We start from the raw sequence: 13,418 nt of genomic DNA on the forward strand, positions 1-13,418 counted from the left end.
TAATACATACTATATAGGAAACTCCTGAAGACTATTCTTCGGGAGTTTTTGTTTTGTAAAAAGTCAGAATTTTGTAATTTTGCGTATATGGTACGCCAAAATATTAAAGTAGCAGTAGATGCAGTAGTCTTTGGATACAAAGATAAGGCACTGCATGTGCTTTTAATCAAAAGAGACATAGAGCCGTTTAAAGATTCATGGGCCTTACCAGGTGGTTTGGTGTTAGAGAATGAAAGTTTAGAAAATGCGGTAGAACGAGAACTTAAAGAAGAAACTAATGTTACTGCTGATTATTTAGAGCAGTTGTATTCTTTTGGGAAACCAGGAAGAGATCCAAGAAATAGGGTAGTGAGTATTACGTATTTTGGTTTAGTGAAACCAGAACATCATAATATAAAAGCAGATACCGATGCTAATGATGTAGCTTGGTTTGATATTAATGAACTTCCTGAGTTAGCATTCGATCACGCTACTATTCTTGATATTGCTAAGAAAAGATTGCGTAATAAACTAACCTATGAACCTATAGGCTTTGATTTATTAGCAGATAAGTTTCTCTTTTCTGACTTAGAGAAACTATATATGACAATTCTCGATAAACAAATCGATCGAAGAAATTTTAGAAAAAAAATTCTAAGCTTTGGTATTTTAGAAGAACTAAAAGAAAAAATTTCTGAAGGAAGAGGAAGACCGGCAAATCTTTTCAAATTCAATCAAAAGCAATACTTCAAGCTTAAAGAAGAAGGTTTCCTTTTCGATATTAAATAAAGATTCTGTAGTACTTAGAGCGGAGTCGAGAAGTAGTAGAACTCATTTTTCATTATTCTAAGATATCATGTTGATCCCTCCTGAAGGATGAGGGCATCCAGTGTGGAATCCAAATTATAGTTAGTAATACCTGTAAAACATCTTTTATTGTATTTTTTACGCAAAATATTTTGTCAATATATTGATCTGTTTTATATTTGCGTAAAAATAACACAATTATGCAGTATTTACATTTAGATCAATCATTTACTCCATTCGATAAATCAATTGAGTTTACTTCGTTTGTTTTTAATGGTGGTGAGCCACATATCAAAATCTTTGAAAAATCCATAGGTAATGAAGTAACAATTACACATAGATTGAATTCATTTAATGATGTTGGTTTATTGTTAGTAACCACAGATGCGTTGCGTAGAATGGATGTGAAATTAATTAATGTTTTGATTCCGTATTTTCCAGCTGCAAGACAGGATAGAGTGATGGTTAGTGGAGAATCACTAAGTGTAAAAGTATATGCGGATATTATAAATGCGCAAAACTATAATCAGGTGATGGTTTTTGATCCACATTCTGAAGTAACTCCAGCGTTGTTGAATAATGTAAAAGTGATAGAGAACTATGAGTATGTAAAACAGTGCTTAGGTCATATTAAGGAGGATGTGGTATTGATATCTCCAGATGGAGGAGCATTAAAAAAGATTTATAAAGTATCTGAGTATTTAGGAGGAATAGAAGTTGTAGAATGTTCTAAGAAAAGGGATGTAAAAACAGGGAAGCTATCTGGTTTTAGAGTATATGAAGAAGACCTTAATGGAAAACATTGTGTAATTGTAGATGACATTTGTGATGGAGGTGGAACGTTTTTAGGATTGGCAACTGCATTAAAAGAAAAAAATGCAGGGAAGTTAAGCTTAGTAGTAAGCCATGGAGTTTTCAGTAAAGGCTTTGAGGAATTAAATAAGTCATTTGATACTGTTTTTACTACCAATTCTTTTAGGGATATAGAAGAGAAGAACGTTATACAATTTCCAGTTATATAGCTAAACATTAAATACTGTCATTCCAGCGTAGGCTGGAATCTAAGAATTGAAAATATAAAACTATGAAAATAATAACAGCACCAACAAAAATAGAACTAGATAAAAATCTAAGTGTTTTTTTAGCAGGTAGTATCGAAGTAGGTGTTGCAGAAAGATGGCAGGATATAGTTATAAATGAGTTATTAGAATACGATGTAACCTTGTTAAATCCCAGAAGAGCAAGTTGGGATGCTAGTTGGAAACAAACAATTGACAATCCTGTTTTTAAGGAACAAGTAGACTGGGAACTAGAAGCTTTAGAAAAGGCTGAAATGATTATAATGTATTTTGATAAAAATACAAAGTCTCCAATTACATTATTAGAATTGGGGTTGTTTGCTAGAAGTGGAAAACTAATTGTTTGTTGTCCAGATGAATTTTGGAGAAAAGGAAATGTAGCTATTGTTTGTGAGAGATATGAAGTAAAACAAGTAGATAGTTTAGAAGAATTGATTAATGAAGTAAAGAAGAGAGTGAAATGAAAAGTTTATTAGAAAAAATAAAAGGAGGAATATTCGGATTAGTGGTCGGTGATGCATTAGGAGTGCCCTATGAGTTTTTAGATCGAGATCAAATGGATAAAAGACCGGCTCGTGATATGATCGGGTATGGTACACACAATCAACCAGAGGGAACTTGGTCTGATGATAGTTCATTAACTTTTTGTCTGATGGATAGTTTGTGTAACGGATATGATTTAGAGGATATTGCATCCAAATTTACCGCTTGGTTTTATGAAAATTTATGGACACCAAGAGGATTTGTTTTTGATATCGGTATAACAACGAAAAATGCAATTTATCAATATAAAAGAGGTATGACACCTGATTTATGTGGAGGATTGGATGAATATTCCAATGGAAATGGTTCTCTTATGAGAATATTACCACTGGTATATTTTCTAAGAGATGAAGATGACATTAATGTTAGATACGATATTGTAAAAAGAGTTTCTTCTATTACGCACGGGCATTTGAGATCTGTTTTTTCATGTTTTATTTATATAGAATATGCATTATTGTTACTAGAAGGTAAAGATAAGTTCAAAGCTTATGAAGCCATTAGAAAACCAATAGTAGAGTTTGCAAAACAAAATGATTTTAATCCAAATGAAATACAGCTTTTTGGAAGAATTTTAGAAGATGATATTTCAAAACAAGATCGCTTTAATATTAAAGGTACTGGATATGTCTTAAGATCGCTAGAAGCTGCTTTTTGGTGTTTGTTAACTTCTGATTCTTATGAAGAATGCATTTTGAAGGCTGTTAATCTAGGTGAGGATACTGATACAACAGCTGCTATAACTGGTGGATTGGCAGGGTTATATTTTGGATATGATACTATTCCGGAAACTTGGAAGTTTCAGCTTGCTAGGTTTGAGGATGTAGAAAATTTGATAGAAAGATTTAATGAAAGTTTAATAAAAGTCAGTTAAGATGTCATGCTGAGCTTGTCGAAGCAAATTTATAGAACAATTACTCTTCGACAAGCTCAGAGTACCTAAAGAAACAAAATGAAATACACATTACAACATATACAAGAGCAGTTTAATAAAGGAAAGAGTTTGAAATATCTGTTCTTCTGGGGGCATACGCCTAATAAAGATGGAAGTATTGGTAAAAGTTGTTTTAGTCAATGGTGGAATCAGTCTTTCGAAGTAGAAGGAGTTGTTTATAAAACAGCAGAACACTGGATGATGGTTGAAAAAGCCAGATTGTTTGAAGACAATGAAATTTTAAAAGAGATTATTGATTGCAATCAACCAATGGAAGCTAAGCAATTAGGTAGAAAAGTAAAGAATTTTGATCCTAAAGTATGGGATGCTCATAAGTACGAAATTGTAAAACAAGGAAACTATCATAAGTTTTCACAGCACCAAGAGTTGAAGGAGTTTTTGTTAAATACCAAGAAAAGAATTATTGTAGAAGCAAGTCCAAGAGATCGCATATGGGGAATCGGAATGGGACAGGCAAATGAAAAAGCACAGAATCCTAATTTGTGGAGAGGTCAAAATCTATTAGGTTTTGCCCTGATGGAAGTGAGGGATGAATTAGATCCATAGGGTCTTTAAAAAATTAAGAAAATGCAAAAGACATTAAGAAAAATAACAGCAAAGGAAACGCTTGAAATAACTGAACAAGGTTTCTATATTAATACTAAACAAGAAAAAATAGTTATTTCTGAAATTCAGAAGAACGCAATTTATGGAACAAAATTTTATGATACTAAAGAATTAGATGAGTTACTTATAGAGTTAGATACAATTGATAATTATAAAACATCTTTTGAAGTTGTAGAAGAAACAACGATAGGCAGTATACAAAGATTAGTTTCTTTAGGATTCTCCAACCTGATGTGCTTAAACTTTGCTTCTGCTAAAAATCCTGGAGGAGGTTTTTTTAATGGAGCACAAGCTCAGGAAGAAAGTATTGCGAGATCTTCAGGTTTATATCCATGTCAACTATCTGCTATAGAATTTTATGAAACGCATAGAGGAATGAAATCTTGTATGTATACAGATGGAATGATTTATAGTCCTAAAGTTCCGGTTCTACGAAACGATAAAGGAGAGTTATTCGATACTCCAATAGTAAGTTCGATAATTACAGCAGCGGCTGTTAATGCGGGAGTAGTTAAAAGGTTTGAGGCTGATAAGGTATCCAAGATTGAAGATGTAATGAGAGTAAGGATTGATAAGTTATTAGCCCTTTCGATAGCGAACAATCATAACGCTTTGATTTTAGGAGCTTGGGGGTGTGGAGTATTTCAGAATGATCCTAAAATGATAGCGAAACTGTTTTCGGAATTATTAAAAGAAAAATATAAAGGAGTATTCGAAAAAGTGGTATTTGCTATTTATGCAAAAAACAAAAAGTTTATCGAAGCTTTTCAGAATGAATTTGAGAAATGAAATTAGAGTTAACAAATTATAAAGAACAAGAAGAAAACTGGCCGGAGCAAGGATATCATATTATGGCACAATATGATGATCAAAAAATAGTAGTATATCAATCGTATAGACTAGCTATTGGAAACTTTGCGGTGGAAAATCAATTTTTTGGTGGTCCATTTAGTTTAGAAAGAATGACTTGGATTAAGCCTAATTTTCTTTGGATGATGTATCGTAATGGATGGGGAACGAAAGAAGGACAAGAAGTTGTATTAGCTATACATCTAAAGCGAGAGGCTTTCGAAAGTTACCTAAGTAACGCGGTGTACTCTTCATTTAAACCTGAATTATATTCATCTTATGAAGCTTGGCAAGAGGATGTTACTAATTTTGATGTTAGACTACAATGGGATCCTGATCACGATCCTTATGGAGTAAAGCTAGAAAGAAGAGCAATTCAGATTGGATTAAGAAAAGAGTTTATAAAGTCGTATGCATCCGAAGATATTTTAGAGATAGAGGATATTTCACAATTTGTAAAAGAACAATATGAACTAGTACAATCTAATAATTTGGAAGAATTAATAACTCCTCTCGAAAAACCATTGATTTTTGAAAATGAGAAGTTGAATACATATTTGAAGTTAAAAGAATAGTAAAAAGATAAAAATGATTCAAGAAATACGAGCAGATTATGATAGAGAAACGATCACGATGTATCAAGCATATGGTAAATCCATTGCCCTACCTGCTATCAAGAATAATAAGTTCGAATCACCTTTTTCTTTTAATCGAATGACCTGGATCAAACCATCTTATTTATGGTTAATGGAACGAAGTAATTGGGGGACAAAATCGAATCAGGAGTATATCCTTGGAATAAAAATAAATAAAGCTAGTTGGGAAAAAGCGCTGTCAATGGGAGTGTTAACAGATCCTGATAAAACTATTTATAAAAGTGGTGCTTTATGGGATAAGGAATTCCGAAATGCAAAAGTTCATATACAATGGGATCCAGAAAGAACTTTAAAAGGAGCTAAGATGCAAATAAGATCCATTCAGGTGGGTATTGGTAGAGATTTAATAAAAGAATATAATGAAGAATGGATACAGGAAATAAACGATTTAACTCCGTTAACCAAGAAAATTCGATTATTACTAAAAGATGGGAAGTATAAGGAAGCTAAAAGATTAGTGCCCGGAGAAAAAACGTATGAAGTTCCTGATGATACAAAACGAAGAATAGGAATTAGGTGAACTAAGTAAAAAAGTGATGTATGAAACTAAAAGCACTCCAATCAGATATAACAACTGTAAAGGTAGATGTCATTGTTAATGCTGCGAATACCTCTTTATTAGGTGGAGGAGGAGTGGATGGAGCAATTCATAGAAAAGGAGGTGCGGAAATTTTAGAGGCTTGTAGAAAGATTAGAGCTACCCAAGGTAAATGTAATCCAGGAGAGGCTGTGATTACAACTGCCGGAAATCTTCCTGCTAAATATGTAATCCATGCGGTAGGACCGGTATGGAATACAGGAGGAAAAGATAAAGAAAGACTACTAGCTAATTGTTATTTGAATTCTTTAAGATTGGCTATAGAGAATGATATTAAGACCATTGCTTTTCCTAACATAAGTACGGGGACTTATAAGTTTCCAAAGGAACTGGCTGCTAGGATTGCCATTGAAACGGTAATGAGTTTTCAGCAAGATCAAATAGAAGAAGTAATCTTTGTGTGTTTTGATGAAGAGAACTATAAGTTATATGATGAATTGTTAAGGATAAAAAAATAAACTATGTATACACTAGATAAAATACCTTTTTTTCAGGAAGTTGAAGAAAGCAATAACATACTGCTATCAGGAATGGGAGGTGGCTTTGATATCTACGCTGCTATACCATTATATTTTAGCTTAATACAACAAGGTAAAAAGGTAACTATTGCTAATTACTCTTTTACGAGATTACGCAATACCAATTCAGAGTCAGTATTTCCTTTTTGTTATAAAATAAGATCTGGTGATCAGGTATATACAATGCCAGCATATTTTCCAGAGAAGTACCTTAAATTATGGTTTCAATCTCAGGGAATATCAGTGGACATTTACGCTTTTGAAAGAATAGCAGTCCAACCTCTTAAGGGTGCATATCAGTTTTTAGTGGATAAACATAAAATAGACACTGTTATTTTGGTGGATGGCGGAACTGATTGTTTAATGTTTGGAGATGAAGAAGGATTAGGAACGCCACAAGAAGATGTTTCTTCCATGGCAGCAGCGTTTCAGATCAATGTTGCTAAAAAATTACTAGTAAGTATTGGTTTTGGAGTAGATCATTTTCACGGAGTTTCTCATTATAGGTTTCTCGAAAATTTAGCAGAATTAGATCGAGAGAATGCATATTTGGGGTCGTTCCAAGTGCTTAATTCAATGTTAGAAGGCCAAAAGTATAAAGAAGCAATCGATTTTGTGGATAGTAAAATGAAAGGAATGGAAAGTATTGTTTCTAATTCGATTATTAGTGCCTTAGAAGGGAATTATGGAAACTATCATAAGACTGGTAGAACAAAAGGAAGTGAATTGTGGATTAATCCATTAATGACAATTTATTGGTGTTTTGAATTAGAAAAAGTTCTGAAAAAGAATAAGTATTATGATTATATAAAAAACACCAATACCATAGATGAATTTAATATGGGGTTATCAGAATACAGAGAAGGTTTAGAAGATATTAGGGTGAAAAAACAAATGCCAATTTAAAATGAAAACTATAACACTATATAGACCTGTAGGATTAAAAGAACTAGAGTTAATTCATAATACTGGATGGAAATATTTCCCTCCAAGATTGAGTTGGCAACCGATCTTTTATCCTGTAATGAATGAGGAGTATGCAATTGAAATTGCAACCAAATGGAACTTGGATGATGAAGGATCTGGGTATTCAGGTTTTGTAACCGCTTTTGATATGAACGAGTCGTTTTTGAAAAAATATAAAGTAGAAAATGTAGGAGGTCCCATTCATAATGAATTATGGATTCCCGCAGAAGAATTAGAAGAGTTTAATGAAAATATAGTAAGAGAAATTAGGGTAACAAAAACATATTTCGGTCAGAAATATACCTCACCTGAAAATGAAGAATTAAAAAGAATTATTGAAAAAAATGAAAACAAATACGAAACAAATAAGTAAATTTTTGAGTCTTATCCTAAGGCATAATCCAGGAAAGATTGAATTGAAATTAGATGAAAACGGTTGGGCAGATGTTAATGAATTGATAAGTAAAGCAAATAAACATCGCAATAAACTAACTATAGAAACCCTAAAAGAAGTGGTAGCTACTAATGATAAAAAGCGTTTTGCTTTTAATGAGGATAAGACCAAAATCAGAGCGAATCAAGGACATTCTATAAAAGTAGATTTAGAATATACGCCTATTCAACCACCAGAATTTTTATATCACGGTACCGTAGGGAAGTTCAGAGAAGATATACGAAGAAAAGGTCTGCTAAAGATGAGTAGACATCATGTGCATCTTAGCGAAGAACTAGAAACAGCAATGAAGGTAGGTTCCAGAAGAGGAGTGCCCATTATATTAACGGTTCGATCAGGAGATATGTATCGCGATGGTATTGAATTTTATCAATCCGATAATGGAGTCTGGTTAACGGATACTGTTGCTCCAGAGTATATCGAGTTTAAAAAGTGAAAGTGATGATCAAGAAAGTACTACATCCAGAAATATTTTTAATAGAAGATTTTCTTTCAAAAGAAATGTGTGATCATTTCATAGAGAAAGGGGAACAAGTTTCATTCGAAGAGGCTAAAGTTTCTATTGATGGCAAACAAGTAATGGTAAAAGGAGTTCGTAATAATCAACGAATTTTATTCAAAGACCAATTGCTAGCTGATAAGATTTGGAAACAATTAGAACCATATGTAGTGCAGAATTTTGGGGTTTATAAAGCGAATGGTCTTAATGAAATGTTTCGTATTTATAAGTATGATGAGGGACAACGTTTTAAAATGCATCGAGATGGTAGTCATAAACGAAATGAGAAGGAATGTAGTTTCTTCTCTTTTTTGATATATCTCAATGAAGATTTTGAAGGTGGAGAAACTTATTTTGAAAACGGAGTCACAATTACACCTAAACTTGGGGATGCTTTGATATTCCATCATCCACTACGTCATGAGGGAAAACCAATAATCTCAGGAACAAAATATGTGTTAAGAACGGATATAATGTATAAATTAATACAATGAGAACATTAGTAATTGGAGATATACACGGAGGTTACAAGGCATTACTACAGGTGCTAGAAAGAGCTAAAGTAATACCATCAGATACATTAATCTTTTTAGGTGATTATGTAGACGGATGGAGCGAATCTGCAGAAACGATTCAATACCTAATTGAATTGAGCAAAAAACAAAAATGTATTTTTATAAAGGGAAATCATGATGTATGGTGTCATGAGTGGTTATTAGATCCAGAAACCGAAAACCATATTTGGTTTCGCAATGGAGGTAAAGAAACTATTACTTCTTATTTAACTAATAACTTTAGCACTTCTGTTCATTTAGAGTTTTATAAAAACCTCAAAAATTATTACGTTGATAAAGAGAATAGATTGTTTATTCATGCAGGATTTTCATCAATGAAAGGGCCAGAAAATGAAGTGTATCTTACTAATTATAGATGGGATAGGACATTGTGGGAAATGGCTATTGTAATGGATAAAAGAGTTAAAAAACACTCGGCATTATATCCAAATCGATTAAAACTATATTCTGAAATATATATAGGTCATACACCAACATTACATTATAATTGTGATGTCCCAATGCAAGGAATTAATGTTTGGAACATCGATACAGGAGCAGCTTTTGAAGGAAAACTCACAATACTGGATATTGATACCAAAGAATTTTGGCAAAGCGATTCATTACCTTCCTTATATCCTAATGAAAAAGGACGAAACTAAGTCTTTCCTATTTTAGCTGAAAATGGGGTAGTTTCTACATGAAATTCTACCGATTTTTGTCATTCAAAATATTTATAATGATGATTATCAAATTTTCACTAGAATATACAATCAATTATAAGGTCAAAATGACTTTTCTTTTGGTATTCTGTATGCTTTTATCCAACACTATTAATTCTCAAAATATGGAAGATACTATTGAGCACAATTCCTTTTTAATTGTAGAAAAACCCCAGAAAACATATACAGGAATTTATAAAGATGGTATGCCTTTTAATGGATATTTCTCCAAAGGAGATCAAGATTTCCCTAGAGTAGATTATTATGAAAATGGAGAGGCTAAGTTTCAATATTCATTAGATGTTTTTCAAATGGCAATGGGAGCAGAAACAGTAGAAATTAGTGAGGAACTTTTTAAGGGAGAAGAAGATGAAACTAGTGAAGAGTATGAAATGAGTGAAGAAGAATACGAGGAATATGAGCGAAATCTATACAAGGCAAAACTCAATATAAAATCGATATATAGAGATGGTAAAATTCTTCAGGGATATGAATATGTCGAAGCACCTTCTGCTCTGTTTTCCAAAAAGATAATGGATGGTAAGATTGTAGCATTGTATATTGATGTATTTGCTATGCATTATTATCAGAGAACTTCTATGATTCTAAAGAGTGATTCTATAGTTATAGAGTCTCCTACACTGGCTGTCGAAGGAGATAAATTTCAGACAAACTTATCAAAAAAAGATATGTACTGGGAGATAAGATATGTTATGAATAATGAAAATATAGGTTCTAAATATTTTGTGATAGGAGAAACTAATAATTTGCCTAAGAATAGTATCCTTTTTATGTATGATAAGAATGATAGTACTTATAGTTATGGTACTAGTGGTTTTCAAGATTATTTACCCACTCTTAATTTAATAAATATTTCAAATATTTTTTTTGATAAACCAGAAATTTTTAAGTCTATAGATATGAATACTTTTTTTGGGGATTTAGTAGAAGCTACTATAGTAGAAACTAAGAGAGAAGAAGGAACTTACCCAAAAGAACCAGAAAAATATAGAGGGTATTTAGAAACTGGAGATGATGGAAATGTAGTAACAGGAATACGATTTTTTGACAAAGGAGTAGACTCTTATTATGAAGAATATATAGAAGGAGATAGCGTTAAAAAGGAAAAGATGGATATTGTTAGTTTTCAAAAAGAATTTAAAAAATACCTAAATAAGGTTAGAAACAAGTAGAATATAAAAGGCATTTTAGAAGAAATGTTTTTAAAAATTTCATTTATTTTAAAATAAAAACTATATTTGCGTATAATTAACGCAAAATAATTAATATATGAATCCACTATTATTAACAGACGGTTACAAATTAGGTCATAAAGAACAATATCCAGATGGAACTACTTTAGTGTATTCTAACTGGACTCCTAGAAAAAGTAGAATAGATGGAATTGATTATGTTGTCTTTTTCGGATTACAGTATTTTATCAAAGAGTATTTAATCAAGAGATTTAATAAAGACTTTTTTAATCAGCCAAAAGAAGAAGTTGTTGCAGAATATAAAAAATATGTGGATAATTATTTGGGTGTAGATTATGACACTCAGCATATTGCAGCATTGCACGATTTAGGATATTTACCAATTGAGATAAAAGCATTACCAGAAGGGACAGAAGTACCTATAAGAGTACCTATGTTTACGTTGGTTAATACAAAATCAGAATTCTTTTGGTTAACAAACTATTTAGAAACTCTACTTTCTAATATTATCTGGCAGCCTTGTACTTCTGCTACGATTGCTAAGCAATATCAAAAGATTCTTAGTAAGTATGCTATGGAAACTGATAAAGAAAACCAGGAATTTATTACTTGGCAAGGGCATGATTTTTCGATGAGAGGAATGTCTGGTACAGAATCAGCTATCCTTAGTGGAATGGGGCATGCATTATCTTTTTCTGGTAGTGATACTTTACCAGTAGCAAAAGCTTATGAAATGTATTACAATGCTGATGTTACAAAAGAACTGGTAATAGGTAGTGTAAATGCAACTGAACATAGTGTGATGTGTGCCGGTCGTAAAGATGATGAGATTGGAACTTTTAAAAGATTGTTAGAAACATATCCAACAGGAATTTTATCTGTAGTATCTGATACTTGGGATCTATGGAAAGTATTAACAGAATATCTTCCAAAGTTAAAAGAAGAAATTTTAAAGCGTGACGGAAAATTGGTGATCAGACCGGATTCTGGTGATCCAGTAGATATTATTTGTGGTTGTGAACATGAAAACCCTACAGTAGCTAAAGGTGTTATTGAATTGCTTTGGGATGAATTTGGAGGAGCCATTAATGAACAAGGATATAAGGTATTAAATCCTAAAATTGGAGCAATTTATGGGGATAGTATTACAATAGATAGAGCAACACAGATCTGTGAGCGTCTTAAGGAAAAAGGTTTTGCATCTACTAATGTAGTATTAGGAATAGGGAGTTTTACTTATCAATATAATACTAGAGATACTTTTGGATTTGCTATGAAAGCTACTTATGTTGAGGTGAATGGAGAAGGAAGAGAAATTTTTAAAGATCCAATAACAGATGATGGAACTAAAAAATCAGCAAAAGGACTAATGCAATTATATAAGTCTAATGGTGAGATTATATTAAAAGATCAATGTACAGTAGAGGAAGAAACTCAAGGATTGTTTGAGACTGTTTTTAAAGATGGTAAATTAATTAAAGATGAAAGTTTGTCTGAGATTAGAAAAAGGATTCTGTCATGAATTAAATGAATATTCATTAAAACTCCCAAAAAAGTATTTTTTGGGAGTTTTTGTTTGTAGTTGTATAGGGTTTATAATGAATAGCTTGTTATAATATAGTGAGGTTCTCGTTTGTTTTACAAAAAAATAATTTGATCATTTTTTTGTAAGGATCATTTTAGTATTACGACAGTCTTTATGGTATCAGTCACTAGATATCTAACTAACTTATAAAACACAAACATCATGAGTACAATTTGGTTTTTTGAGGATGCCAATCTCTTCAAGGTATTATGTCCTCATAAATTTAGAAATTACAAAAAAGATCACGACTTCGACGCTTATAAAAAGAGCGATTACATTTATTTTGAAGAAGATTCAGCCAATAAAGTATACCTAATTGAAAAAGGGAAGGTAAAAATTGGTTATTATTCTGAAAATGGGAATGAAGTTGTAAAAGCAATCTTAACACGAGGAGAGCTTTTTGGAGAAAAAGCAATTTTAGGAGAAGATCGAAGAACAGAGTTTGCACAATCCGTTGATAATGCAACTTCTATATGTCCTATTGGGGTGCAAACTATGCACGATCTTATGAGGGATAATCAGACCTTTAGCTTAAAGGTTTATAAATTTATTGGACTTCGTTTTAAACGTTTAGAAAGAAGGTTGCAATTACTCTTATTTAAGGATACTAAAACTAGATTACTAGAATTCCTAGATGAACTTAAAGAAGATTTTGGGTATTGCTGTCCTAATACTGGAGATACTGTGATACAACATCCATATACACAAAGAGATATAGCAAATCTTATTGGTACATCGCGTCCTACCTTAAATATCATTATGAACGAATTGAAAGAGTCTAAGCAAATAGATTTCAATAGAAGAGAAATTCGTTTAAAAATTGTTGCTTAGTGT

The 13,418-nt window shown here is 32.1% G+C and carries 17 protein-coding genes; all 17 read left to right on the forward strand.

Annotated elements, in window-relative coordinates:
• Positions 1-87: 87 nt before the first annotated feature.
• Positions 88-768 (forward strand): NUDIX hydrolase, encoded by a 681-nt coding sequence (locus tag H526_RS0125755; RefSeq protein ID WP_027395579.1) that lies wholly within the window; start codon positions 88-90, stop codon positions 766-768.
• Positions 769-986: 218 nt separating this feature from the next.
• Positions 987-1,808, forward strand: a complete 822-nt coding sequence (gene prs / locus H526_RS0125760) for a ribose-phosphate diphosphokinase (RefSeq protein ID WP_027395580.1) — start codon at positions 987-989, stop codon at positions 1,806-1,808.
• 62 nt (positions 1,809-1,870) lie between these two features.
• A complete protein-coding gene (locus H526_RS0125765; protein WP_027395581.1) occupies positions 1,871-2,329 on the forward strand; it encodes a nucleoside 2-deoxyribosyltransferase domain-containing protein in 459 nt (152 codons plus the stop codon).
• Positions 2,326-3,282, forward strand: coding sequence for an ADP-ribosylglycohydrolase family protein (locus tag H526_RS0125770; RefSeq protein WP_027395582.1), 957 nt, complete (start codon positions 2,326-2,328; stop codon positions 3,280-3,282). Before H526_RS0125765 ends, H526_RS0125770 begins: the two co-directional genes overlap by 4 nt.
• 78 nt (positions 3,283-3,360) lie before the next feature.
• Positions 3,361-3,909, forward strand: a complete 549-nt coding sequence (locus H526_RS0125775; protein ID WP_027395583.1) for a riboflavin biosynthesis intermediates N-glycosidase — start codon at positions 3,361-3,363, stop codon at positions 3,907-3,909.
• 21 nt (positions 3,910-3,930) lie between these two features.
• The gene (locus H526_RS0125780; RefSeq protein WP_027395584.1) at positions 3,931-4,758 is read left to right on the forward strand and encodes a TIGR02452 family protein; all 828 of its coding nucleotides are present in this window, start codon (positions 3,931-3,933) and stop codon (positions 4,756-4,758) included.
• A complete protein-coding gene (locus tag H526_RS0125785; RefSeq protein WP_027395585.1) occupies positions 4,755-5,393 on the forward strand; it encodes a DUF4291 domain-containing protein in 639 nt (212 codons plus the stop codon). Before H526_RS0125780 ends, H526_RS0125785 begins: the two co-directional genes overlap by 4 nt.
• 13 nt (positions 5,394-5,406) lie before the next feature.
• Entirely contained in the window at positions 5,407-5,994 is a 588-nt protein-coding gene (locus tag H526_RS0125790) for a DUF4291 domain-containing protein (RefSeq protein ID WP_035086698.1), read from the forward strand.
• A gap of 20 nt (positions 5,995-6,014) precedes the next feature.
• Positions 6,015-6,530: an O-acetyl-ADP-ribose deacetylase gene (locus tag H526_RS0125795; protein WP_027395587.1), complete on the forward strand. Its 516-nt coding sequence runs from the start codon at positions 6,015-6,017 to the stop codon at positions 6,528-6,530.
• 3 nt (positions 6,531-6,533) lie between these two features.
• Complete coding sequence (locus tag H526_RS0125800; protein WP_027395588.1) at positions 6,534-7,496, forward strand: DUF1152 domain-containing protein; 963 nt, start codon at positions 6,534-6,536, stop codon at positions 7,494-7,496.
• Between the two features lies 1 nt (position 7,497).
• Entirely contained in the window at positions 7,498-7,929 is a 432-nt protein-coding gene (locus tag H526_RS0125805; protein WP_027395589.1) for a hypothetical protein, read from the forward strand.
• The gene (locus tag H526_RS0125810; protein WP_027395590.1) at positions 7,901-8,446 is read left to right on the forward strand and encodes an RNA 2'-phosphotransferase; all 546 of its coding nucleotides are present in this window, start codon (positions 7,901-7,903) and stop codon (positions 8,444-8,446) included. Before H526_RS0125805 ends, H526_RS0125810 begins: the two co-directional genes overlap by 29 nt.
• 5 nt (positions 8,447-8,451) lie before the next feature.
• Positions 8,452-9,003: a prolyl hydroxylase family protein gene (locus H526_RS0125815; protein ID WP_027395591.1), complete on the forward strand. Its 552-nt coding sequence runs from the start codon at positions 8,452-8,454 to the stop codon at positions 9,001-9,003.
• Complete coding sequence (locus H526_RS0125820) at positions 9,000-9,725, forward strand: metallophosphoesterase family protein (protein ID WP_027395592.1); 726 nt, start codon at positions 9,000-9,002, stop codon at positions 9,723-9,725. The genes H526_RS0125815 and H526_RS0125820 overlap by 4 nt, the downstream gene beginning before the upstream one ends.
• Before the next feature lie 77 nt (positions 9,726-9,802).
• Positions 9,803-10,978 (forward strand): hypothetical protein, encoded by a 1,176-nt coding sequence (locus tag H526_RS0125825; RefSeq protein WP_155839788.1) that lies wholly within the window; start codon positions 9,803-9,805, stop codon positions 10,976-10,978.
• Positions 10,979-11,075: 97 nt separating this feature from the next.
• Entirely contained in the window at positions 11,076-12,521 is a 1,446-nt protein-coding gene (locus H526_RS0125830; RefSeq protein WP_027395594.1) for a nicotinate phosphoribosyltransferase, read from the forward strand.
• Between the two features lie 225 nt (positions 12,522-12,746).
• Complete coding sequence (locus tag H526_RS0125835) at positions 12,747-13,415, forward strand: Crp/Fnr family transcriptional regulator (protein WP_027395595.1); 669 nt, start codon at positions 12,747-12,749, stop codon at positions 13,413-13,415.
• Positions 13,416-13,418 lie beyond the last annotated feature (3 nt).

This window comes from Aquimarina latercula DSM 2041, assembly GCF_000430645.1.
Lineage (GTDB): Bacteria > Bacteroidota > Bacteroidia > Flavobacteriales > Flavobacteriaceae > Aquimarina > Aquimarina latercula.

What these genes read in the sequence shown, in the direction of transcription:
- H526_RS0125755 (WP_027395579.1), top strand. Translation starts at nt 88, where the DNA reads ATGGTACGCCAAAATATTAAAGTAGCAGTAGATGCAGTAGTCTTTGGA.
- prs (WP_027395580.1), top strand. Translation starts at nt 987, where the DNA reads ATGCAGTATTTACATTTAGATCAATCATTTACTCCATTCGATAAATCA.
- H526_RS0125765 (WP_027395581.1), top strand. Translation starts at nt 1,871, where the DNA reads ATGAAAATAATAACAGCACCAACAAAAATAGAACTAGATAAAAATCTA.
- H526_RS0125770 (WP_027395582.1), top strand. Translation starts at nt 2,326, where the DNA reads ATGAAAAGTTTATTAGAAAAAATAAAAGGAGGAATATTCGGATTAGTG.
- H526_RS0125775 (WP_027395583.1), top strand. Translation starts at nt 3,361, where the DNA reads ATGAAATACACATTACAACATATACAAGAGCAGTTTAATAAAGGAAAG.
- H526_RS0125780 (WP_027395584.1), top strand. Translation starts at nt 3,931, where the DNA reads ATGCAAAAGACATTAAGAAAAATAACAGCAAAGGAAACGCTTGAAATA.
- H526_RS0125785 (WP_027395585.1), top strand. Translation starts at nt 4,755, where the DNA reads ATGAAATTAGAGTTAACAAATTATAAAGAACAAGAAGAAAACTGGCCG.
- H526_RS0125790 (WP_035086698.1), top strand. Translation starts at nt 5,407, where the DNA reads ATGATTCAAGAAATACGAGCAGATTATGATAGAGAAACGATCACGATG.
- H526_RS0125795 (WP_027395587.1), top strand. Translation starts at nt 6,015, where the DNA reads ATGAAACTAAAAGCACTCCAATCAGATATAACAACTGTAAAGGTAGAT.
- H526_RS0125800 (WP_027395588.1), top strand. Translation starts at nt 6,534, where the DNA reads ATGTATACACTAGATAAAATACCTTTTTTTCAGGAAGTTGAAGAAAGC.
- H526_RS0125805 (WP_027395589.1), top strand. Translation starts at nt 7,498, where the DNA reads ATGAAAACTATAACACTATATAGACCTGTAGGATTAAAAGAACTAGAG.
- H526_RS0125810 (WP_027395590.1), top strand. Translation starts at nt 7,901, where the DNA reads ATGAAAACAAATACGAAACAAATAAGTAAATTTTTGAGTCTTATCCTA.
- H526_RS0125815 (WP_027395591.1), top strand. Translation starts at nt 8,452, where the DNA reads ATGATCAAGAAAGTACTACATCCAGAAATATTTTTAATAGAAGATTTT.
- H526_RS0125820 (WP_027395592.1), top strand. Translation starts at nt 9,000, where the DNA reads ATGAGAACATTAGTAATTGGAGATATACACGGAGGTTACAAGGCATTA.
- H526_RS0125825 (WP_155839788.1), top strand. Translation starts at nt 9,803, where the DNA reads ATGATGATTATCAAATTTTCACTAGAATATACAATCAATTATAAGGTC.
- H526_RS0125830 (WP_027395594.1), top strand. Translation starts at nt 11,076, where the DNA reads ATGAATCCACTATTATTAACAGACGGTTACAAATTAGGTCATAAAGAA.
- H526_RS0125835 (WP_027395595.1), top strand. Translation starts at nt 12,747, where the DNA reads ATGAGTACAATTTGGTTTTTTGAGGATGCCAATCTCTTCAAGGTATTA.